Below are 20629 nucleotides of genomic sequence, written 5' to 3'. Positions count from 1 at the left end.
GGCGGCGGCGGGCATTCCCGGCCCGGCCGCCATCGCCTGCGCGGCCAGCTGCGGGACCAGCAGGGACGCCCGCGGGCCCTCCAGGCAGGCGTTCATGCGCAACGACTGGCCGGAGGTGAACATGAACATGCCCGCGTCGTCGGTGTAGTCCATGTAGTTCATGAACATGTCCCCGTTGGGCGCGTTGTTGCATGAAATATGGGGAAATTTCGGCATTCCGGTGTTTCCGCCGCCCTGGTTCGGGGTGTCGTCGACCTTGTCGTCACCGCTGCAGCCCTCGCCGTCATCCCCCCAGATGTGGAAGAGGTTCAGCCAGTGGCCGATCTCGTGCGTCGCCGTACGGCCCAGGTTGAAGGGCGCCGCCGCCGTCCCCGTGTTGCCGAAGGCGGAGTGCCGGATGACGACGCCGTCCGTGTCCGGCGGCCCGCCGGGGAACTGCGCGTAGCCGAGCAGCCCGCCTCTCAGCTGGCAGACCCACATGTTCAGGTACTGGTCCGCAGGCCAGGCGTCGGCTCCGCCGGTGGCGCTGGACTTCACCGAGTCGTCGTGCGAGAAGTCCGGCCGGTTGGTCGGCACGCGTACGATCCCGGACGTCTGCTGCCCGTTCGGGTCGCGGGTCGCCAGGTGGAACTCGATCATCGCGTCCGACACCAGGCCCTTCCAGACGGCCGGCACCTGGGACACGTCGGGGTTGGCGGCCCGGAAGTCCTGGTTGAGTATCGCGATCTGGCTGTGGATCTGCTCGTCGCTGATGTTTTGCTCGGGAGCGGCCGGATTGTGGACGACGTGCACGACGACGGGGATGCTGATCACACCCGTACGGCTGCTCATGCGGATGCCGAGCTTGTACGTCGTCGCCTGGTTCTCGATCGACGACCGGCGGGCCCGGTAGGACGTGCTCTCGTTGAGCAACCTGCGGTGGACCGGCATGGTGCCGCACAGATCACGGGTGGGCGGAACGGAAAGGTCGGGCTCGCTCACGGCGCGATTCCTCCAACGTGATAAAGAGTGATGCCTATGCGGCTGGAAAGCCAATACCCCATCTCCGCCGTGGCCCATCCCGTTGTTCCTTACCCTTGTCCTTTTCTTTCCGAGAATTTCCGCGAAGCATGGCGGACTCCGTGCTCTGGCAAAATTCCGGCAATGGCCTGCCGATATCGCTGACGCAGCACAATTCGAGCGCTCCGGCCCGGCCGGCCCCGGTTACAGTGCTGGCAGTTGAGCACGCTGGGGGCGGGGTAAATGGGCACACTTCGAATAGCGACTTTCAATCTGGAGAACTTCGACGAGACCGCGCCCGGCGAAAGGCCGTCACTCGCCGAGCGAATCGCGTTGATGAGGCCGCAGATCGTCCGGCTGCGTGCCGACATCGCGTTCTTCCAGGAGGTCAACGGCCAGGAGCGTCCCGGCCGGCCACGTGCCCTGCTGGCGCTCGAGGAGCTGCTGGCCGGCACCAATCTGGCGGGCGCGACCCTGATCAGCAGCAAGGAGTCCGGCGACGACGTCTACGACCTGCGCAACCTGGTGCTGGCCACCCATCTGCCCGTCCTGGCGTATCGGCAGCTGCACAACGACCTGGTCGCCACCCCCACGTACAAGCGGCTGACCTCCATCCCGCCCGACCCGGCGGCGATCGAGATCATTGTCGAGCGGCCCATCCTGCACGTTCAGCTCGACCAGGGCGGCGGCCGGGTGCTGCACGCGATCAATGTGCACCTCAAGTCCAAGCTGCCCACCGAGATCCCCGGGCAGAAGATCGACGACTTCACGTGGCGCTCGGCGGACGCCTGGGCGGAGGGCTCGTTCATCTCCTCGATGAAACGGATGGGGCAGGCGGTGGAGGTCCGCCGTCTCGTGGACCAGATCCTGGACGCCGACCCCGACGCCCGCATCGTGGTGGCCGGCGACTTCAACGCCACCCCCGACGAGGTGCCCGTGCTGGTCATCCGCGGCAACGTCGAGGACACCGGCAACGGCGAGCTGTCCGGCCGCGTCCTCGTGCCGATCGAGCAGACCATCCCCGCCCCGGCCCGCTACACCCTGTTCCACCAGGGCCAGGGCAGCATGCTCGACCACATGCTCGTCACCCGGAACCTGCTGGCGCACTACCGGAGCTCGGAGATCCACAACGAGCTCCTGCACGACGAGTCGGCCGCGTTCGCCATCGACCGCAAATATCCCGAGTCCGACCACGCCCCGGTGGTCGCCACCTTCCAGTTCGACTGACGCGGGGTCAGCGCCGCGGCCCGGTCCGCGCCACGAAGAGGCCGAGGCCGATGAGCAGGATGGCGACGCCGAACTTCGCGAACGGCTCCCAGTCCTGGGCCCCGGGACGATGCCAGGTCGCCCACGAGTAGAGGCCGACCGCCAGGACGGCGATCACCGTGCCGGCCAGCAGCCGCAGGCCGACCCTCCGCGCCCCGTGGTCCGGTGCGCAGAGGGCGGCGCTGGTGGCGCCGGCGAGAATGAGCACGATGCCCGCCAGGATCAGGCCCAGGGGAACGCTGGGCAGCAGGACGACCGTGGCGAGCAGCGTGCCGCCCGCGGCGATCGTGATGTCCATGGCCCTCTTCGCGAAGTTGCCCTTCGCCGTCAGCGCGAGGACCATCGCCCAGACGATCAGGGTGTATCCGCGGAAGACGCGGAACAGCGTGCCGACGATCTTGCTGCGCGAGCGGGTCCCGAGCACGCTGGAGGCGACGGCGGCCGTGTGCGTCGCCGTCTGGGCGAGCGTGTCGTCTCCGACCTCGTTGTGAATGCGCTGGTCGCCGATCCGCTCGGCGTCGTGCCAGCAGCTCCAGAGCTCGGCGGTGGGGAGGACGCGGTCGCCCTGCGTCTTGGTCTCGTACGCGCTGAGCCAGGTCCTGCTGTCCGCGGGCGGAGTCCCCGTCTCCTTCCTGATGGCGTCGGCGAGCCCCGGCAGATCCTCCCGGAGTATGCGGGTGTGGACCCGCCGGGCGATCCGGTCGGTGCAGGCGGCCAGCATCTTCGGCAGCGGCTTGCCCGGGTCTGCGGCGTCGGTCAGCTCACGCAGGCAGTCGCCGCGCGCGTTCTCCCACTCGAGGGCGAGGAGCTCGTGATCGCGGTCGCCCACCTCGGGGACGGCGATCTCCCGGATCACGTCCAGCATCTCCGCCGGCGAGGTGCCGAGCTGACGGATCCGCTCGGGTGACAGCAGGATCCTGACGATGTGGCTGGCACCGTCCAGGCGGCCGTGCATCCAGTCGTTCATCCGCCAGGACGGACGGTAGAACGCGCCGAAATGGTGCGCCTGCAGGCCTGTCAGGTGGCCGGGATTGCGTGAGGAGACCTGCACGAGCTCGACCTGTTGCTCGACCTCGCCGGTCGCCCCGCCGAAGGCCAGCTGGACCACGTCGAGGCGGAGCAGCCGGTTCAGGATCTCCTCGTCGTCCGGGTCCTCGGCCAGCAGGTACCTGTACAACGAGGTGAGCCTGGCCGTCTCGTGTCCGTGCGGATCGACGCGCCGGTTGGGGTCGCGGCAGACGCTCTCGATCGCGTCCGCGCTGGCGCGCAGCTGCCGGGCCAGCGCGAGCGCGTGCTCGTGCAGCCGCTGGGCGATCGGGACCTCGGAGGAGGGCCCGGTGACGGTCTTCCAGAGCGGGATGACGCCGGCCAGCCAGCCGTCGAGCTCCGCCTGGTTCCGCGCCGGGCCGGTCGCCGGCCCGCTCCGGCGGGGAATCGCGCTGATGCCCGGCACGTTGCCGCGTGCGGCCGCCGACCAGTAGCCGTCGAGAGCGCGCCGGTCCTCGTAGACGCCGGTCAGGATGCGATCGTGCAACGCCTGCAGGCCCGCCACGACCTCCTCGCGTACGCGCGAGTCGCTCGTGCTGAGCGGGGCCAGCCACACCGCGCGTTTCATCACGTCCAGGCCCATGTTGCCCAGCCGCTGGACGGCGGTCGGGCCCCAGCCCCATTCGGCCGTGGGCAGGTGCAGTTCCTCCCGCATGCTGGCGCTCCGCGGGACGAAGGACAGGCTCTGCTCGTCGCGGCGGATGGCCTCGACGAGCTCCCGCTTGCTCCAGCGCTGCTCGGTGGTCGTCTGACCGGCGAAGATCAGATCGGCGATGGTCCGCGCGGCGTAATCGACGCGGACCTCCCGGTAGCCGTCCCACGCGGCCTCGGCCAGATCGGCCGCCCGCTCGGTCATCGCGCCGGCGAGCTGGTCGCGGGCCCGGCGCCGCGACCCGGTCTGCTCGCTCCGGCACCGGATCTCCTCCAGCTCCCGCGAGACCGACTCCGTCGAACGCAACCGGGTGAACACGTCGAGCACGACCTCGCGGGCGTTCGGGACCTGCTCCTGGCTCGACCGGTCGCCGGCGGCCCCGGAGCTCGGCTCGCTGGGGGTCGGGCACACGTACGCGAGGACCCGGCGTACCTGCCGCTCGGCGGGCTGGCGGTAGATGGCCTCCAGCGCGGGGCGCAGCGGCTTGTTGAGCAGCACGCCGCCGTCCACGACGAACTGCGAGCAGGAGAAGTTGGCCCGGCCCGCCGACGACGGCCACCGCCCGTCGGGCATGTCGTCGGCCGGCGCCACCTCGACCCAATGCGGCTCGAACGCGCCAGGGAACGAGGAGGTGCACCGGGCCGCCTTGGCGAGCTGCCCGATGACGCTCTCGTGATCGAGGTTCCCGTTGACCGCGGCCGAGCCGTCGTCGTTCGTGAAGCGGAACGTGGCGTCGTAGTCCTGCTCGACGATGTTCGCTCCCATGTCGTCCGTGAACGTGGACAGGCGGCCTTCCCACAGCGTGCCGGTGAGGATGAGCTCGACGGGTGACGGGGGCTCCTTCGCGGGCTCGGTGGCGTGGTAGATCGTGGCGAGGGCGTCCTCGACCTTCTTGATGAAGTAGTCGTCACCCTGGAGCAGCGATGGCGGGTTCTTTGCCAGCGGATGGCGCAGCAGCCGTCGCAGGTCGCCGTGCTCTTTCCACAGGTCGCGCATCTGTCCCAGGTCGCGCGGCGCGGCCAGCCCGAGCGCGAGGAACGTGCCGTTGAGCCCGCCTGCCGAGGTCCCGGCGATCACGTCGATGCGGGCGTTCGCGTTGAGCAGCTTGTCGAGGATCTGGCGGTATTCCGGGGTGCGCTTCGCGGGCTGGGCCACGTGGTGCAGCTCCAGCGTCACACCGCTGATCCAGATGGCCAGGCTGACGCCGCCGCTCATGACGACGGCGATGCGAATATCTTGTTTGTCGATACCGGATATGTCGACATTCATCGGTGTCCTTCGGAAGGCTTGACGACAGTATCGCCAGAGTTTTTGCGGTTATGCCTGGCGGCACGTCAACAACGTGTCACGACCTGTCCCGCCGAACATCCGGCTCCATGTGTCAAGAAGTCTCCCGTCAACCTCTAAAAAATGGAAATATGTCATCAAAGAGTGCTAGGTGAGAATTTCTGGAGCATATGCCGCGATTGAGCTATTCTGGAGAGGTGGAAACTCCGAAAGGAGGCACGTAATGGGGAGAAATGCGGACTTCGCAGCGGCCGAATCGCTGGACAAGCCGGCACAGTACCTGACCCAGGCCGAACTCGACCGGCTGGAGGAGCTGTCCCCGAAGGCTGGGGATGACGAGCGGTAGACCGCGTCGCGATCCTGAAGTGGAGCGGGAGGTTTCGCTGGATGCGGCCGCGAGGCGGGCGGTGCGCACGCTGGCCGTGCTGGGCCTGCGGGCGGAGCTCGTCGACGCGGGCGGGGGAGGAGACCCGACCGCTTGGCGGTGTGAGTTGCTGGATGGCTCGGGGGACGCTGGAACCCTCGCCGCCGGAATGGGGAAGGGGCGCCCGCAGCAGGCCAGAGTGGGCGCGCTGTTCGAGGCCGTCGAGCACTATGTCACCGGCCCGGCTGGATTCGACATCGCCGCCGTCGAACCGGCCGGGCCGGTTCGCCTCGCCATGGGTCCGTTGCGTGCGGAGGCCTGCGCGCCGCTGCTGAGCCGGACGCCCGGCCGGCGGATGGCCTGCCTGCGCTACCGCCCCTTCGGTGGCGGGCGGGACACGCTGGTGCCGCTGTTCCTGTGCGCCCCCTGGTACGTCGAGACCGGCGCCGCGCACCTGCGTGAGCTGGCCGGGGACGACTGTCACTACGGCCACCTGATGCGCTACAGCTGCAACAGCGGCTCGGCCGTCGGAGTCACCGCCGCCGAAGCGCTGCTGCACGCCCTGAACGAGACGATCGAGCGAGACGCCCTGTCCCTGCTGCTGATACGCGCCTTCCTGAGCGACGGCGGCTGCCGGCTCAGGCTGATCGACCCGGCGACGCTCCCACCCGGCCCAGCTCGGGCGTACGCGACGGCCGGTGACCTGATCGGATCGCCGGTCCACCTGCTGGACATCACCAGCGACATCGGGGTGCCGACCATGCTGGCGTACACGGCGCCCACCTCAGGCCACCCGCACCGGCGCGGCGCCGGAACCTCGCTGAGCCCCGTCCACGCCGCCTGGCGCGCGCTCACCGAGCTCGTCCAGACCACCTTGGGTGAGAGCCTGCCGGGCTCCGGCGGCCCCGCGCACGGGGACCTGGCGGGGCTGGCCGGGCACCCCGCGCTGTACGCGTGCGGACGGTTCGATCTCACGGACCTCCTGCGGGACGCGCGTCCCGTCCCCTTCCCCTTGGCGGCCGAGGTGGCCCTGTCACCCTGCGACCAGGTGCGGGAGGTGGCCGCGCGGCTGGCCGCACGGGGCCATCCGGTCTACCGGCGTACGGTGTGCGCCCTGCCCGGAGGCGTTACCGCCGTGCACGTGATCGCGCCGACGCTGGAGCGGTTCTTCCTTGTCATCGGCGGACACCTGGTCATCCCCGGTCGCAGGGGCCAAGCCGTCGCGGCCTGCTTGGCAAGAGGTTGTTCCGAGTCCGGGAAAGTTTCCGAATCGATGCCGCGCGATTGGCGGTTCCGTCAATGAGCTGCCAGACTTTTCGGTTTTTCGACCTTATGTGGGAAATTGCGCGCCCCATCCTCCCCGGAATCATGCGCACACTGGATTTATGACCGCACGAGCTGGGCGGATGAATCGAAAAGTCGCGATGTCCGTCGCGCTGGGTATTCTGCTCCTGGCGCTTTCCGCGGGGTTCACCCTGGTGACGAGGCAAGGGGGCCTTGGGCCGTGGGAATCCACCGACATCGCCGCGGCGGTGACGGCGGTGGCGAGCGCGGTGGCGCTGGGCAACGGCCTGGTGCAGTTCCTGTCCTGGTGGCGCAAGCGCGGGGGGCCCGCGCCCGCGCCGACCTCTGCTGACATTGGCACCGCGAAGGACATCCTCGCCGGCCTGGTGAACCAGCAATGGCGAGACGAGACGGCCTTGCGCTCGCTGGGCGATCCCGCGCCCATGCCGCTGGCCTGGCGCTCGACCGCGCGTCGCGAGCTCGCCGACCATCCCGAGATCATCGCCAAAGGCACCGTGGCCTTCCCCGGGTCGGATGTGCACATTGCGGACATGGTGCGCAACTTCCGCGCTCTCCGCTGCCGCCGGCTGGTCATCCTGGGCGGTCCCGGCACCGGGAAGACGACCCTGGCCGTCCAGCTGGTGCTCGAGCTGCTACGCACGCGATCGCCGGAGGAGCCTGTCCCGGTGCTGCTGTCTGCCGCGCGCTGGGACGACCGCGTACATCCGCGACTGCAGGACTGGCTGGCCGAGAGCCTCGCGCTGGACTATCCCGCGCTGCGCGCGGAGGGTCTCGGTCCGGACATCCCGCATGCGCTCGTCGCCCGGGGAGAGGTGCTGCCCGTCATCGACGGGTTGGACGAGCTGCCCCAGCACGCCCGCGCGGACATGCTCGCCGCGCTGATCCGGTCGATGAGCCAGACGGACCAGTTCGTCCTCACCTGCCGCACGGAGCAGTTTGCCGAGTCCATCGAAGAGCTCGGCGACGTCCTCACGGCCGCGGCGGTCATCGAGCCGCAGCCCATGGCCGCCGCCGAGGCAGGAGATTACCTGCGGGCGTGCCTTCCGCCCGTACCCCATCCTGCCTGGCCCCGGATCCTGGAAGCGCTGCACGCCGGCGCCGCTCCAGCCCTGGCAGAGGTCGTCTCGACGTCTCTGGGGCTGTGGCTGGTCCGGGCCACCTACATCGCGCCCCGGGTGGACCCGACGCCGCTGCTGGAGCTCGGACGCGGCAGCGCGGCCGAGCTGCACGATCATCTGTGCAACCGGCTCATCCCGGCCATGGTGAGCGCGCACCCGCCCGCCGACGGCCCGGCCCAGCCCTTCCGGCCGCAGCACGCGTGGACCGCGGAGCAGGTCGACAAGTGGCTCACCTATCTGTCCCGGCAGCTCATGGCCAGGGAGGAGGACCCGCGCGACATGGCGTGGTGGCATCTGGCTCGCTACACGCCGAGCCGCACGGTCCGGCTGTGGGCCGGCGTCGGGATCGGGGTGGTCGTCGGGCTGGTCTTCGGACTGCTGACGAAGCAGGCCCTCGCCGGCCTGTGCATCGGGCTGCTGTCCGCGCTCATCGTCGTGATCCTGATCGGGTCCTGGTTCACCGAGTCGCCGGGTCACGCCAACTTCGAGGTCCGGGGCAGGCTCTCCCAGCTCCTCGGCGTGCTCAGGGACGGGCTGATCGTCGGAGCCGTGGGGGCACTCGTCGGCTGGCTCATGGCCAGTCCGCTGGGAGGCACGCGGGCAGGGCTGGAGACCGCGAGGAACATCGGCCTGCTGGCCGGCATCGCGTTCATCGTCGTGCTCAGCCTGATCCGCTGGGTCGAGCATCCGGCCACCACCGCGACCGCGAGATCCCCGCGTTCGACCTGGCGGGCCGACCGGAACCTCACCATCATCCGGATCGTCAGCGGGCTCGTGGTCGGGTTCATGGGCGGGTTGATCGGGCGGGAGGCGAAGCTGGACCAGAGTGTGGCGATCGTGGGCGGGCTGCTGCTCGGCCTGCTGTTCGGGCTCATGCTGGGCAGCCACCACGCCTGGCTGGCCTACAAGCTGACAGTCCCGCGCCTGGCCACGAGGGGCATGCTGCCCCTGAGGGCCATGGACTTCCTGGACGACGCCCACCGCCTGGGCCTGCTGCGCGCGGAGGGGCCGTACTACCAGTTCCGGCACATCGAGCTGCAGCAGCATCTCGCGCGGGAGCGGGAGAGGGAGGCGACGCCCAAGGAGAAGCTGCGGGAGCCGTCAGAGCTTTCGTGACCTGCGGTCGCGGCACGGCGGGCAAGACCGATCCGGATCCGCAAGCGCACCCGACCATCTGGGCATGGCACCGGCCCGGGTTGAACCGGGGTGGACGACGGCCCCGTACACGGTGGCAGTTCACACCCCGGAGACCGTCATGACCATCAAGCGCCAGTTATCCATCGTGCTCATCCTGCCCGTGGCCACCGCATGTGGTCTGGTCGAGCAGGTCTCGAACGGCCGCCCCTTCGCGTCCGCTCCTTCCAAGTCCTCCTCCGCGTCCCCGTTCCAGAAGCGGGTGGTGACGGTGGCGGAGGCAAAGAAGATCCTCCTGAGCTGGCACCGCGCGGAGCGGGAGGCGATGCGGCAGGGCGGCACGGACTGGTCGGCGGCCGAGGCGGGCCTCGTCGCGGAGATCCATCGGGCCGAGGTGCTGCTGGACCGGATACAGGGGGAGAAGCCCGAAGTCACGCAGGATCCCATCATCAAGCCGCGCTTCTTCATCCCCCGGGCGGGCGCCGGCACCCCGTGGTTCATGGCCGACTACACGCACAAGGGCAACTACAAGCGGATTCAGGTCATCTTCGCCAGGACGCCGGCCGGCTGGCGAGTGACGGCCGAGTCGGTGCGGAACGGCAAGCTGCCCACGCCGGCGCGCGACCGCGACGGCTACGCCATCGCGGTCGCCCCGGACGACAAGTCGAGGCTCACGATCTCGCCGCGGCAGCTCGCCCAGGCCCACGCGCGCCTGGTGGCCACGGGCGGCGACGACCGGCGCGCCAAACGGCTGATCGCCCAGAACATCTTCACCTGGTACGCCGGCTTCAGGAAGCAGGAGCAAGACAGGCTGCCGAGCAAGTGGGACCTGCGGCGGAACACGCGGGCCGCCCCTGAGGTGTACGCGCTGCGCACGACCACCGGCAGCGCCATGGTCTGGTACGGCCTCACGGAGGAGGACACCTACGCCGCCCGGCCGGGCGCGAGAGCGATGACGTTCAAGGACGGGATGGCCGACGACCTGAGCAAGGGCAAGTCGTTCCGTGAGCTGGCGGTCTACAAGCGGGGCTCGCAGTACCTCTCCGTCATACCCAAGTCTCCGGGCCAGACCTTGATCTACTTCGGACGGTACGGCTACATGAGCATCACCGGCGCCTGAAACGGCGGGCGATCGAGCTCGCGCGGGCTCAGTGAGTGTCGGCGCCCGTGGGCAGGTGGGTGCGCTCCCCGTTGTGGTCGAGGATGGTGAGGATCTCGACGGGCCCCTCGTGCGCGCCGATGGCGTGCGGCGTCATGGTGGAGAACTCGGCCGCGTCGCCCGTCCGGACCAGGACGACGCGCTCGCCCAGGTGAAGCCGGGCCGCGCCGGACAGCACGGTGAACCACTCGTGTCCAGGATGTACTTTCAGGTCCGCGGAGCCGGTGGGATGCTCCGCGGTGATGCGCAGCTTCGCGACGGTCACGCCGTGGAGCGAGCGCTCGCGGGACAGGAGCCAGCTCGTCATCCCCGGCGTGTGGCACGCCTGCGGCCGGATCACCACGTCCTCGTCGTCGGCGGACTCGACGAGCTGGTCGAGCGTGGTGTCGAGGGCGCGGGCGATGGGGACGAGCTGGTCGAGGGCGATCCTGCGCTGCCCGGTCTCGATGCGGCTCAGGTTGGACGGGCTGAGCCGGCAGCGGGCGGCGAGGGCGTCCAGTGACCAGCCACGGGCCAGCCGCAGGCCGCGGATGCGCTGCCGGACCACGCTGTCGAGGTCGAATTCTTGCTCCATAGGCAAGAGTGTATGTCTTGGGCGCATGGTGCGCTTAGCGTGGAGCCATGACACAGCACGCTCACCATCACGGCGCACACCACCATCACGACGCACACCACCACGGGCATGACGACTCGGAGCTCGCGGACACGCTGGACCTCGACGCGAAGGTGTTCGGCCCGTACCTGGACGAGCTGATCGCCTGGGTTCAGGGGCACGCCCCGCGCGCGCCGCGTACGGTCGCCGACATGGGCGCCGGGACCGGCGCCGGCAGCCTGGCGCTGGCGCGGCGCTTCGCCACGGCCGAGATCGTCGCGATCGACCGGTCGGACGTGATGCTCGACCGCCTCCGCTCGGCGGCCCGCGAGCAGGGGCTGGCGGATCGGGTGCGGGTCGCGCAGGCCGACCTGGACGCCGCCTGGCCCGCCATCGGCGCCGTGGACGTCGTATGGGCGGCATCGTCGCTGCACCATGTCGCCGACCCCGGCAGGGTGCTCCGTGACATCCTCGCGGCGCTGAACCCCGGCGGCCTGCTGGCGGTCGTCGAGATGGACACGCTGCCGGGCTTCCTGCCCGACGACCTCGGGATGGGCCGGCCCGGCCTGGAGACCCGCTGCCATCAGGCGGCGGCGCAGGCCGGCTGGAACGCGCACCCGGACTGGGGTCCGCACCTGGAACGGGCCGGATTCGAGCCGGCGGGGCAGCGCAGCTTCACCATCAAGCCAGGCACAGCAGCGGAGGGCGCGGTGCCGCCCGGCGCCGCGCGGTATGCGCAGGCCATGCTGGGCCGCTTCCGCACCGCGCTCCAGGACCGCCTGGCCGCCGATGACCTCGACACGCTCGACCGCCTGCTGGCAGGCGACTCTCCCGACGGCCTCCTGAACCGCCGTGACCTGGTCATACGCGGCAGCCGGACGGTGTGGGCGGCCCGCAAGCCGGCCGCCTGATCCGGTTTCACGGGCGGCGAGTCCGGGGACGCCACCTGCGTCGGACCTGACCCCGGCCGCGACGGCGTGATCGCCGTTCAGCGGCTCGGCGCAGAGCGCGTGATCGCGATGAGCCGCCACGAGGACGAACGCCGTGCCGTCGAGGTGCTGCCGCGTCCCTGGCCAGTCACAAGGAGTACCCGATGAGCACATGGACGAGCGACGAGCTCGCCAAGATCGGCACGGCCGACGAGCTGCAGGTCGCGCCGCGCGACGGTAACGGCCGCGCGCGAAAGCCGGTGCCGATCTGGGTCGTCCGCGAGGGCGACGACCTGTACGTCCGCTCCTATCGCGGCCACGACGGCGAGTGGTTCCGCGCCGCCGTGTCCGGGCACGAAGGCCACATCAGGGCCGGGGGCGTCAACAAGGACGTCACCTTCACCGAGGAGCGCGACCCGCAGGTCAACGAGCGGATCGACGCCGCCTACCGCAGCAAGTACGGCCGCTACAGCGCCGACTACGTGGACCCCATGGTGGCCGAGCCGGCGCGGGAGACCACGCTCAAGCTCCTGCCGCGCTGACCGCGCGAGCACCGTTCGCCAGGCACCCCGGACGGCCTCGTCCGTGAGACGGTGGGATCCCCCGTTCGCGTGAGGACCGCCCGGCAGCGGTCCGAGAGCACCTGCTCGGAGTTCCGGTGATGAACGAAGCACGGTCGGCCGAATTGCCGGCGATCACGATCGACGATGAAGTGCGGCATCAGACGATCGACGGGTTCGGGATCTCCATGGCGTTCCGGCGGAACGAGCTGATCAAGGCTCTTCCGGATGACCGGCAGCGGGAGATCCTCGACCTGTGGTTCAGCCCCGAGAAGGGAGCCGGGCTCAGCATCCTGCGCCTGGGCATCGGCTCGGGCCCGGCGGGCAGCCCGTACGACCAGATGGTGTCGATCCAGCCGGAGGACCCCGGCGGCCCGGACGCCCCGCCCCGGTACGTCTGGGACGGCGATGACAACAGCCAGGTCTGGCTGGCCAGGGCCGCGCGGGACTACGGCGTCAGGCGGTTCTTCGCCGTGGCCTGGAGCGCGCCCGGCTACATGAAGGACACCGGCCAGGAGCGCAACGGCGGCAGGCTGAAGCCGGAATGGCAGCGGGCCTACGCCGACTACCTGGTGCAGTACACGAGGTTCTACCAGCAGGAGGGCATCGAGATCACCGACCTGGGGTTCGCGAACGAGCCCGACTGGTCGGCCCCGCACGCCTCCATGCGCTTCACCCCCGAGGAGGCCGTCCGGTTCGTCAAGGTGCTCGGTCCCGCCGCGCCGGGGGTGCGGCTGGTGTGCTGTGAGTCGGTCGGCTGGGCCGAGGCCAGGGCCTACACGAGCGCGATCGAGGCCGACGCCGAGGCCCGCCGCTGGGCGAAGGTCTTCTCGGGGCACAGCTACGCCACTCCCGTGGACTCGCCGCTGCCCACGAAACGGCCGACGTGGATGTCGGAGTGGCATCCCAACGGCCGCGCCTGGAACGAGAGCTGGTACGACGGCAGCGGCTCCGACGGCTTCACCATCGCCTCGGCCGTGCACGACGCCCTCACCCTCGGCAACGTCTCCGGCTACGTCTACTGGCTGGGCGCCTCGGTGGGGAACACCAGGGCGTTGCTCCTGATCGACGAGGCGGCCAGGACCTACCGCGTCTCCAAGCGGCTGTGGGCGCTGGCCGCGTACAGCAGGTTCATCAGGCCGGGCGCGGTCCGGATCGGCGCGGTGTCCGCGAAGCCCGCGCTGAAGGTGTCGGCGTTCCGCAACCCCGGCGGCTCCCGCGTCGTCGAGGTGCTCAACACCGGACGGGACCCGGTCACCTGGGCAGGGCTGGACATGACGGCCACGGCCTACCTGACCAGCGAGGAGGAGTCGCTCGGCGTCGTCCCCGTGGCAGACGGGGCGGTGACGCTCCCGCCGCGCGCCCTGACGACGATCGTCCTGCCCTGAGCTCGGGTCCTTTGCCCAGGTGGAGGTGGCGAGCCGGGAACACCCATGATCAGGTACGGGTCGAACCGGGGCCGGTGAGGGCGCGTATCCCATCGAGTACGGAGGCTGCCGCACCGAGCGAGATGAGAGCCACGACATGTCCATCGCCCCGCTTGCCACCCGGATCGCGATCAAGAACGTGACCCCGGACGTCTCCAGCGCGATGAGCGCCCTGCACCGGGCCGCCCTGGCCGCGGCGAAGGCGGCGGACATCGAGCCGGAGCTGCTCCAGCTGATCAAGATCCGGGCGTCCCAGATCAACGGCTGCTCCCTTTCGCTCGGCCGGCACACCCGCTCCGCGCGGGCGATGGGTGACAGCGAGGAGCGCATCCGCGAGGTGCGGGCCTGGCGCAACAGCAAGCTGTTCACCCCGAGGGAGCGGGCCGCGCTGTCGCTGACGGAGGCGATCACCTTGGTCTTCGCGGGCCAGGTCCCGAACGCGGTGTACACCGAGGCGGCGAGCCTGTTCGAGGAGACCCAGCTCGCCGCGCTGATCTGGGCCGCGACGGTGATCAACGCGCACAACCGCATCGCGATCACCACCCGCCTGGAGGGCAGCGGCGCGCCGCCGGCCGCGAGCCGGCCGGGTGCCGGCGGCTGAGGCGTACGCGGGCGGTCAGAACCTCACGGGCTACGCGCTCTGGTCAGATCCTCCTCAATACGTCATGCTGTCACCTGTAAGAGTTTTCTTTCAGGTGAAGGAGCGGGATGACAGTGCCAGGCCCGACCGGCGACGAGCTGATCGTGATGCTCGCGGCACTGGCCAACCCGCTCCGGCTGCGCATCGTCGCGAAGCTCGCCGGCGGGCGTGACTACGTGAGCCGGCTGGCCCGCGACATCGGGATCAGCCGCCCGCTCCTGCACATGCACCTGCAGCGGCTGGAGGCGGCCGGGCTGGTCGCCGGCAGCCTGGAGCTCTCCGAGGACGGCAAGGCCATGAAGTACTACGAGCTCACGGACTTCCACCTGCACCTGACCGCCGCGACCGTGGCCGAGGCGGTCCAGACCCTCACCCCCTCGGACCCGGACAAGGGTCCCGCATCCAAGGAGCAGTCCTGAATGGACACGACGACCTGGCCGGGAACGGTCCTGATCCTGGGCCTGTCGCTCCTGGCCCTAATCCTGCTCATCGGCAGCGCGGCGACGGTGCTGGAGTTCCGCAAGCTGAAGGTCGCCGCCGCCGTGCAGGAGGACCTGCGCCAGCTCGTACGCCGCTACGAGCAACTCGCCGAGAACACCATGGACGCCCAGCACCGGATCGCGAACGACGTCTCCGAGCTGCGCACGCGCGCCACCTCGATCGAGCAGATCCTGCGCACGGTCGATTGACCGGGCACCTCACCGGATGGGGAGAACACGATGAAGGCGATCGTCCAAGACAAGTACGGCTCAGCCGGGGTCCTGCGGCTGGGCGAGGTCCCCAAGCCGGTGCCCGGCGGCGGCGAGGCCCTGGTACGCGTGCACGCGGCCTCGATCACCCACGGCGACCTGGTCACGATGACGGGCCTGCCGTACCTGGGCCGCCTCAGCTTCGGGCTGCGCGGGCCGAGGCAGCGCGTCCCCGGCCGGGACGTCGCCGGCGTGGTCGAGGCCGTCGGCGACAACGTGACGAGCCTGAAGCCGGGCGACGAGGTGTACGCCGAGATCCCCGCCGGGGGCTTCGCGGAATACGCCGCCGTCCCGGAGAAACTGCTGGCCCACAAGCCCGCCAACCTGACCTTCGACCAGGCGGCGGCCGTGCCGTGGGCGGCCAACACCGCGTTACAGGGGCTCCGCGACCGCGGCGGGATAGCGCGGGGGCAGCGGGTCCTGATCAACGGGGCGTCGGGAGGCGTGGGCACCTTCGCGGTGCAGATCGCCAAGTCGTTCGGGGCCGAGGTGACTGGGGTGTGCAGCACGCGGAACGTGGAGCTGGTCCGCTCGATCGGCGCCGACCACGTCGTGGACTACACCCGGGAGGATTTCACCGCGGGCGGCCGGCGCTACGACCTGCTGTTCGATCTGGCGGGAAACCGCTCGCTGGCGGAGTGCAGGCGCGTGCTGGTCCCCGGAGGGATCCTCGTCCTGTCCAGCTCCAAGGGCGGCCGGTGGCTCGGGCCGATGGGACGCCTCATGGGCGCGCTGGCGCTGTCGCCGTTCGTCCGGCAGAGCCTGCGCGGCTTCATGGCCAAGCGAAGCCGGGAGAACCTCGCCGAGCTCACGAAGCTGGTCGAGTCCGGCCGGATCACCCCGGCGATCGACCGGACGTATCCGCTGAGCGAGGTTCCCGAGGCGATGCGCTACTTCGGCGAGGAGCACGCGCGGGCGAAGATCGTCATCACCGTATGAGCCCCAGCACCGAGCGATCGACGGAAACTTTCGGCGACGTGCACCGGATGAGTGCCGCGACGCCGCCCTTTCACTTAGTTTCCGATATTTTCGGGATCGGGGCCGACAAACAGGCAGCTCAATAGGACTTCTGGCAACCAGGCACCGAAACATTTCGGGATCAGCGTTGACACATTTCGGGTGGATTCTCAGACTGATCGCCAACACCCCACCCGGAAGGGAGAAATCCCAGTGATCACCAGTCTGGCGCGCTCCAAGATCCGTTCGGCGATCGTCGCGCTGACCGCCGCGACGGCGCTCTCGCTCGCAGGAGCGGCGACGGTGGCGCCCACCGAGGCCGCCGCGGCCGCCGGCGTCGAGAACGAGGGCGCCGACTGCGCAGTGCCGGGTCTGCCCGACGCGGGATCCCTGCCGACCAACTCCAAGCTGCCGGACCCCTTCAGGAAGCTGGACGGCACGCGCATCGCCGCGAGGTCCGAGTGGCGGTGCCGGCGGGAAGAGATCAAGCGGCTGGCGGAGAAGTTCGTGTATGGAGAGAAACCGGCGAAACCGGCGAGCGTCACGGGGACGGTATCGAGGACCGGCATCACGGTGAACGTCAACCACAACGGCAGGAGCTCGAGCTTCTCGGCGAGCGTCTCGCTGCCGAGCGGCTCCGGGCCCTTCCCGGCCGTCGTGGTCCTGGGCGGGTTCGGTGCGGACACGGCCGCCATCACGGCGGCCGGCGCCGCTGTGATCAACTACGACCCGTACGCGGTCGGCCGGGAGGGCACGCCGCGTACCAACAAGCAGGGCGCGTTCTACACCGTCTACGGCGCATCGAGCAGTACGGGACTGCTGCTCGCGTGGGGCTGGGGCGTGAGCCGGATCATCGACGTCATCGAGCAGTCGGACGGCAGCATACTCAAGGCGGACGCGACCGGCGTCACGGGCTGCTCGCGGTTCGGCAAGGGCGCCTTCGTGACCGGCGCGTTCGACCAGCGCATCGCTCTGACCATGCCGATCGAGTCGGGCAGCGCCGGAGTGCCCATCTTCCGCGGGATCCCGGGCGAAGGCGCCCAGAGCCTGAGCAGCGCGTACGGAGAGCAGCCGTGGCTGGGCGACGCGTTCGGCACCTTCACCGGCACCCCGGCCAGGCTGCCGGTGGACACCCACGAGATGGTGGCCATGGTCGCGCCGCGCGGCCTGTTCATCATGGACAACCCGCACATCACGAATCTGGGCCCCAGGTCGGCGAGCGTGGCGGCCCTGGGCGGGGCGGAGGTCTACAAGGCGCTCGGCGCGGGCGACAACCTCACGTACTGGTCCGACATCCAGGACGGCACCCACTGCGCGAACCGGGCGGAATGGCGGACCCCGTTGCAGCAGAACATCCAGAAGTTCCTGCTGAAGACGGGCAACGCCGCCGGCACGATCAGGATCTCGTCCCGGGCGCCCGGCAACCTGTCGGAGTGGCGGGACTGGCAGACGCCGGCCCTCTCCGACTCCGGCGACACCACCGCGCCGAGCACGCCCGGCACCCCCGCCGCGTCCGGCGTGACCGCCACCGGCGCCACGCTGACCTGGACCGCCTCCACCGACCAGGGCGGCTCCGGCCTCGCGGGCTACGACGTCTACCGCGAGCAGGGCGCCACCGACCCGCAGCTCGGCCAGTCCGCCACCAACTCGATCACCCTCACCGGGCTGACCGCGAACACCCAATATCAGGTGTACGTGCGGGCGCGTGACGGCGCGGGCAACCTGTCGGGCAACTCGTCACCGGTCACGTTCACGACGACCGCCTCCGGGGGCGACACCTCGCCGCCGACGGCTCCGGCCGGTCTGGCAGCCTCGGCGGTCACGTCCGCGGGCGCGACCCTGAGCTGGACGGCCTCCACGGACGACAACGGCGTCGCCGGCTACGACATCCTGCGCGCGCCCGGCGCGAGCGGCGGCACGTTCACCCAGGTCGGCACCTCGGCCACGACCTCGTACGGCGACACGGGCCTGACCCCGAGCACCACCTACCGCTACCAGGTCAGGGCGCGCGACGCCGCGGGCAACACCTCGGCGGTCTCGAACACCGCGCAGATCACCACCCAGCCCGGCACCTCCACCGGAGGCTGCACCGCCGTCGCGACCGTGCAGACCCAATGGGCCACCGGGTACGTCATCCAGCCCCTGGCCATCACCAACACCGGCGCCTCGACGATCACCGGCTGGACGGTCACCTTCACGCTGCCGGCCGGGCACACGCTGACCGGCTCGTGGAACGGCACCGTCACCGTCAGCGGGCAGAACGTCACCATCCGGAACGTCGGCCACAACGGCACCCTCGCCCCGGGCGCCAGCACCTCCAGCGTCGGCTTCCAGGCGAGCCGTCCGAACGGCAACACCGCCGTTCCCGCCGGTTACACCTGCGCCTGACCGCCCGCCGGTCCCCGGCCCGTCGCACGGGCGGCCCGGGGACCGGCCGCTCCAGGATCGGGCTCGGCCGGCCGTCGTCCTCACGCGGGGTCGCGAGGCTTCTCCCTCCCCGCCATCTGGTCCGCCAGCTGCGCCATCACGGTCTCCATGTCGCCGTCGAGGTGCGCGCGCATCTGGTCCGGCGGGATGAGCGGCTCGAAGACTTCAAGGATTCGCTCCCTGGCCTTGTCCGCCGCCCGGTGCACCGTGTCCGTGATGGAGGCGGCGAGCTGCCTGGCGTCGGGGTGGCGGTAGATGCGGGGGTCGATGTCGAGCCGGACGAGCTCGCCACGCGGGCCCACGGTGGCGGCGATCAGCCCGTCGCGCGACTTCTCGGTCACCTGGATCGCCTGCGCCTGCCGGCGTAGCTCGTCCCCTTCCTCCTGCAGCCGGAGAAAGGTCCGGCGGAGCTCGTCCGCATAGGCCTGCATCCCGGCCACATCGGGTTCGTCGAAGTCCATCTCACCGGCCCCCCACGCCTCAAAAATACGTAAAAATCACGTATAAGTTAGCAAAGACGGCAGGCTAGGCGTTCCATCACGTGGAATCTTTCCGGTCGCGGGGTCGTCGCGTGCCATGGCCGCGCTGGGTGGCTCGGCGCTCACAGGACCTCGCCGGCGCCGCGCAGGTGGTCGCTCAAGCGGCGCCGGCGGGCCTGACTGCCTCGTGCCCGGTGACAGCGGATGAAACGTGCCATCAGTGGCTCTTGCCCATGACCTGGCGGATCACGTCGCGGGTCCGGTCCATTATCGCGAGCGGCGTGCCCAAAAGGAGGTTCTCGACGGCCGACTCGACGCCGGGGTGCGGATGGGTCGGCGCCACCGCCTCGGCGGCCTTGACGCCGGTGGACAGGCTGCGCCGTTCGGCCGGGCTGGTCTGCTCGCGCAGCTGGGCGAACTCGTAGCGCTCCTCGTTGCGGGCGTGCGACTCGACGGCGGCGCGCAGCGCGAGCAGGTTCTCCCGGAAATCGGGCGCCTGCGGGCCGGCCTGGTCCATCTGCATCAGCAGCTCCTTGGCCTGCCTCTCCTCGACGAGGCGGTCGTCCACCACGCCGTCGCCGCCGTCGATCTTGCGGCGCGCGTACGGATGGACGATCTCCTCCTCCGCCGCCTCGTGCACGGCCAGCAGCCGCACCAGCCGGGTGAACGCCTCCCCGCGCCCGCCGGGGGAAGCCCGCTCGACCTCGTCGAACAGGTCCCTGATCAGCGCATGCTGGGCCAGCAGGAGATCGATGACGTCCGTTTCGCCCATCGTCTCCGGCCTGGTCTTCCGCTCGGCCATGGTGGTGCTCCCTTCGCGATCCGGACGTCGGGCTACCCGGAGATCGGCGGGACACGCCTGCCACATGCGCGGCTGACCTGGGTTCCGTCATGTTCCAGTAAAACGGCGCACGGTCGCCCCGCGAGGTCCGGGAGAATCGCCGGAGCTCTCCCTTTCCGTGGCCGGTGCCGGATCTGGGGTCTGACCTGGGGCTGGAGGCTGCCGACGGCCCCGCGCCGGCGAGTGGGGCGGGCTTTTGGCCAGCCTCTTCTGTACGTTACATGGATCCGTTCCGCCCACTGCGCCCGTCTTACCTAGCAGACGGTCAACTCGCCCAGCCATCCAGTGAAATCTCGATCTGATGACAAAGGACGCGACCTGATGCATCCGCACGCACTCGTCAGCCGCGCACGCCAGCACAGCTGGGACATTCAGAGCCTCCATCCGCCCGCGAACCTCGTGATCATCCTGCGGCGCGATTCCTGGCGCCTGGAAGTCACGTTCGCCGACCATGCTCCCCAGGACGCCACCATCAGCGGACCTGGCTTCGAGGACAGTGCGTCCGTCAACCTGCGCTCGATCAACGCCTTAGTCCGCTGCGACCCGGGCCAGATCGGCGGTCTGGCCGAGGCGGCCGTCGCCGGTGGCTCGCCCGTGCACGGTCGCGCAGGAGCTCGCGGCGGGAAGACCCTGGTCGCCGACCGGAGCCTGTAACACCGCCGATGAGCCGCCCGGTGCGGTCACTCGAGTCACTGCA

19 protein-coding genes are annotated in these 20629 nt (G+C 70.1%); 14 read left to right on the top strand and 5 right to left on the bottom strand.

Annotation, left to right across the window (positions count from 1 at the left end):
* Positions 1-981, bottom strand: a 981-nt coding sequence (locus tag ETD85_RS24135; RefSeq protein ID WP_206058512.1) for a zinc metalloprotease, incomplete at its 3' end; no start/stop codon positions are given.
* 261 nt (positions 982-1242) lie between these two features.
* Here ETD85_RS24135 and ETD85_RS24130 point away from each other — a divergent pair.
* Positions 1243-2226: an endonuclease/exonuclease/phosphatase family protein gene (locus tag ETD85_RS24130; RefSeq protein ID WP_138692052.1), complete on the top strand. Its 984-nt coding sequence runs from the start codon at positions 1243-1245 to the stop codon at positions 2224-2226.
* A 7-nt stretch (positions 2227-2233) separates the two neighbouring features.
* Here the strand turns inward: ETD85_RS24130 and ETD85_RS24125 are convergent, their stop codons facing one another.
* Positions 2234-5233, bottom strand: a complete 3000-nt coding sequence (locus ETD85_RS24125) for a patatin-like protein (protein WP_138692051.1) — start codon at positions 5231-5233, stop codon at positions 2234-2236.
* A gap of 241 nt (positions 5234-5474) precedes the next feature.
* Here ETD85_RS24125 and ETD85_RS66900 point away from each other — a divergent pair, with 241 nt between their 5' ends.
* The 4 genes from ETD85_RS66900 to ETD85_RS24110 all read left to right on the top strand — a co-directional run bounded on the left by ETD85_RS66900 (position 5475) and on the right by ETD85_RS24110 (position 10292).
* Positions 5475-5597, top strand: a complete 123-nt coding sequence (locus ETD85_RS66900; protein ID WP_276617263.1) for a hypothetical protein — start codon at positions 5475-5477, stop codon at positions 5595-5597.
* Positions 5598-5616: 19 nt separating this feature from the next.
* Positions 5617-6918, top strand: a complete 1302-nt coding sequence (locus tag ETD85_RS24120; RefSeq protein ID WP_138692050.1) for a YcaO-like family protein — start codon at positions 5617-5619, stop codon at positions 6916-6918.
* 103 nt (positions 6919-7021) lie between these two features.
* Positions 7022-9154, top strand: coding sequence for an NACHT domain-containing protein (locus ETD85_RS24115; RefSeq protein ID WP_170246810.1), 2133 nt, complete (start codon positions 7022-7024; stop codon positions 9152-9154).
* 139 nt (positions 9155-9293) lie between these two features.
* A complete protein-coding gene (locus ETD85_RS24110; RefSeq protein WP_138692048.1) occupies positions 9294-10292 on the top strand; it encodes a DUF8094 domain-containing protein in 999 nt (332 codons plus the stop codon).
* 28 nt (positions 10293-10320) lie between these two features.
* Here the strand turns inward: ETD85_RS24110 and ETD85_RS24105 are convergent, their stop codons facing one another.
* The gene (locus ETD85_RS24105) at positions 10321-10905 is read right to left on the bottom strand and encodes a helix-turn-helix domain-containing protein (protein ID WP_138692047.1); all 585 of its coding nucleotides are present in this window, start codon (positions 10903-10905) and stop codon (positions 10321-10323) included.
* 47 nt (positions 10906-10952) lie between these two features.
* Between ETD85_RS24105 and ETD85_RS24100 the strand changes: the two genes are divergently transcribed.
* The 8 genes from ETD85_RS24100 (at position 10953) to ETD85_RS65880 (ending at position 18573) form a co-directional block, all read left to right on the top strand.
* Entirely contained in the window at positions 10953-11834 is an 882-nt protein-coding gene (locus ETD85_RS24100) for a class I SAM-dependent methyltransferase (protein WP_138692046.1), read from the top strand.
* Positions 11835-12016: 182 nt separating this feature from the next.
* Positions 12017-12394, top strand: a complete 378-nt coding sequence (locus ETD85_RS24095) for a DUF2255 family protein (RefSeq protein ID WP_138692045.1) — start codon at positions 12017-12019, stop codon at positions 12392-12394.
* 119 nt (positions 12395-12513) lie between these two features.
* Positions 12514-13800 carry a glycoside hydrolase family 30 protein gene (locus ETD85_RS24090; protein ID WP_138692044.1) on the top strand — a complete coding sequence of 429 codons (1287 nt, stop codon included), beginning with the start codon at positions 12514-12516 and terminating at the stop codon, positions 13798-13800.
* 136 nt (positions 13801-13936) lie between these two features.
* On the top strand, positions 13937-14440 hold the full coding sequence (locus tag ETD85_RS24085; protein WP_138692043.1) for a carboxymuconolactone decarboxylase family protein: 504 nt from the start codon (positions 13937-13939) through the stop codon (positions 14438-14440).
* Positions 14441-14547: 107 nt separating this feature from the next.
* A complete protein-coding gene (locus ETD85_RS24080) occupies positions 14548-14898 on the top strand; it encodes an ArsR/SmtB family transcription factor (protein WP_138692042.1) in 351 nt (116 codons plus the stop codon).
* On the top strand, positions 14899-15168 hold the full coding sequence (locus ETD85_RS24075; protein ID WP_138692041.1) for a hypothetical protein: 270 nt from the start codon (positions 14899-14901) through the stop codon (positions 15166-15168).
* A gap of 30 nt (positions 15169-15198) precedes the next feature.
* Entirely contained in the window at positions 15199-16167 is a 969-nt protein-coding gene (locus tag ETD85_RS24070; protein ID WP_138692040.1) for an NAD(P)-dependent alcohol dehydrogenase, read from the top strand.
* A gap of 231 nt (positions 16168-16398) precedes the next feature.
* Positions 16399-18573, top strand: coding sequence for a fibronectin type III domain-containing protein (locus ETD85_RS65880; RefSeq protein ID WP_240779366.1), 2175 nt, complete (start codon positions 16399-16401; stop codon positions 18571-18573).
* An 80-nt stretch (positions 18574-18653) separates the two neighbouring features.
* On the opposite strand, the gene ETD85_RS24060 is transcribed toward ETD85_RS65880, so the two are convergent.
* The gene (locus ETD85_RS24060; RefSeq protein ID WP_138692039.1) at positions 18654-19073 is read right to left on the bottom strand and encodes a YbaB/EbfC family nucleoid-associated protein; all 420 of its coding nucleotides are present in this window, start codon (positions 19071-19073) and stop codon (positions 18654-18656) included.
* 235 nt (positions 19074-19308) lie between these two features.
* On the bottom strand, positions 19309-19893 hold the full coding sequence (locus ETD85_RS24055) for a hemerythrin domain-containing protein (RefSeq protein ID WP_240779364.1): 585 nt from the start codon (positions 19891-19893) through the stop codon (positions 19309-19311).
* Between the two features lie 360 nt (positions 19894-20253).
* Here ETD85_RS24055 and ETD85_RS24050 point away from each other — a divergent pair, with 360 nt between their 5' ends.
* Positions 20254-20586: a hypothetical protein gene (locus ETD85_RS24050; protein WP_138692038.1), complete on the top strand. Its 333-nt coding sequence runs from the start codon at positions 20254-20256 to the stop codon at positions 20584-20586.
* Positions 20587-20629: the final 43 nt, after the last annotated feature.

Origin of the sequence: Nonomuraea zeae (genome assembly GCF_005889725.1) — a bacterium.
Lineage (GTDB): Bacteria > Actinomycetota > Actinomycetes > Streptosporangiales > Streptosporangiaceae > Nonomuraea > Nonomuraea zeae.
The sequence above is the reverse complement of the archived record's forward strand: the minus strand, read 5'-3'. Positions and strand labels throughout refer to the sequence as shown.

What these genes read in the sequence shown, in the direction of transcription:
- ETD85_RS24130 (WP_138692052.1), top strand. Translation starts at nt 1,243, where the DNA reads ATGGGCACACTTCGAATAGCGACTTTCAATCTGGAGAACTTCGACGAG.
- ETD85_RS24125 (WP_138692051.1), bottom strand. Translation starts at nt 5,233, where the DNA reads ATGAATGTCGACATATCCGGTATCGACAAACAAGATATTCGCATCGCC.
- ETD85_RS66900 (WP_276617263.1), top strand. Translation starts at nt 5,475, where the DNA reads ATGGGGAGAAATGCGGACTTCGCAGCGGCCGAATCGCTGGACAAGCCG.
- ETD85_RS24115 (WP_170246810.1), top strand. Translation starts at nt 7,022, where the DNA reads ATGAATCGAAAAGTCGCGATGTCCGTCGCGCTGGGTATTCTGCTCCTG.
- ETD85_RS24110 (WP_138692048.1), top strand. Translation starts at nt 9,294, where the DNA reads ATGACCATCAAGCGCCAGTTATCCATCGTGCTCATCCTGCCCGTGGCC.
- ETD85_RS24105 (WP_138692047.1), bottom strand. Translation starts at nt 10,905, where the DNA reads ATGGAGCAAGAATTCGACCTCGACAGCGTGGTCCGGCAGCGCATCCGC.
- ETD85_RS24100 (WP_138692046.1), top strand. Translation starts at nt 10,953, where the DNA reads ATGACACAGCACGCTCACCATCACGGCGCACACCACCATCACGACGCA.
- ETD85_RS24095 (WP_138692045.1), top strand. Translation starts at nt 12,017, where the DNA reads ATGAGCACATGGACGAGCGACGAGCTCGCCAAGATCGGCACGGCCGAC.
- ETD85_RS24090 (WP_138692044.1), top strand. Translation starts at nt 12,514, where the DNA reads ATGAACGAAGCACGGTCGGCCGAATTGCCGGCGATCACGATCGACGAT.
- ETD85_RS24085 (WP_138692043.1), top strand. Translation starts at nt 13,937, where the DNA reads ATGTCCATCGCCCCGCTTGCCACCCGGATCGCGATCAAGAACGTGACC.
- ETD85_RS24080 (WP_138692042.1), top strand. Translation starts at nt 14,548, where the DNA reads ATGACAGTGCCAGGCCCGACCGGCGACGAGCTGATCGTGATGCTCGCG.
- ETD85_RS24075 (WP_138692041.1), top strand. Translation starts at nt 14,899, where the DNA reads ATGGACACGACGACCTGGCCGGGAACGGTCCTGATCCTGGGCCTGTCG.
- ETD85_RS24070 (WP_138692040.1), top strand. Translation starts at nt 15,199, where the DNA reads ATGAAGGCGATCGTCCAAGACAAGTACGGCTCAGCCGGGGTCCTGCGG.
- ETD85_RS24060 (WP_138692039.1), bottom strand. Translation starts at nt 19,073, where the DNA reads ATGGACTTCGACGAACCCGATGTGGCCGGGATGCAGGCCTATGCGGAC.
- ETD85_RS24055 (WP_240779364.1), bottom strand. Translation starts at nt 19,893, where the DNA reads ATGGCCGAGCGGAAGACCAGGCCGGAGACGATGGGCGAAACGGACGTC.
- ETD85_RS24050 (WP_138692038.1), top strand. Translation starts at nt 20,254, where the DNA reads ATGCATCCGCACGCACTCGTCAGCCGCGCACGCCAGCACAGCTGGGAC.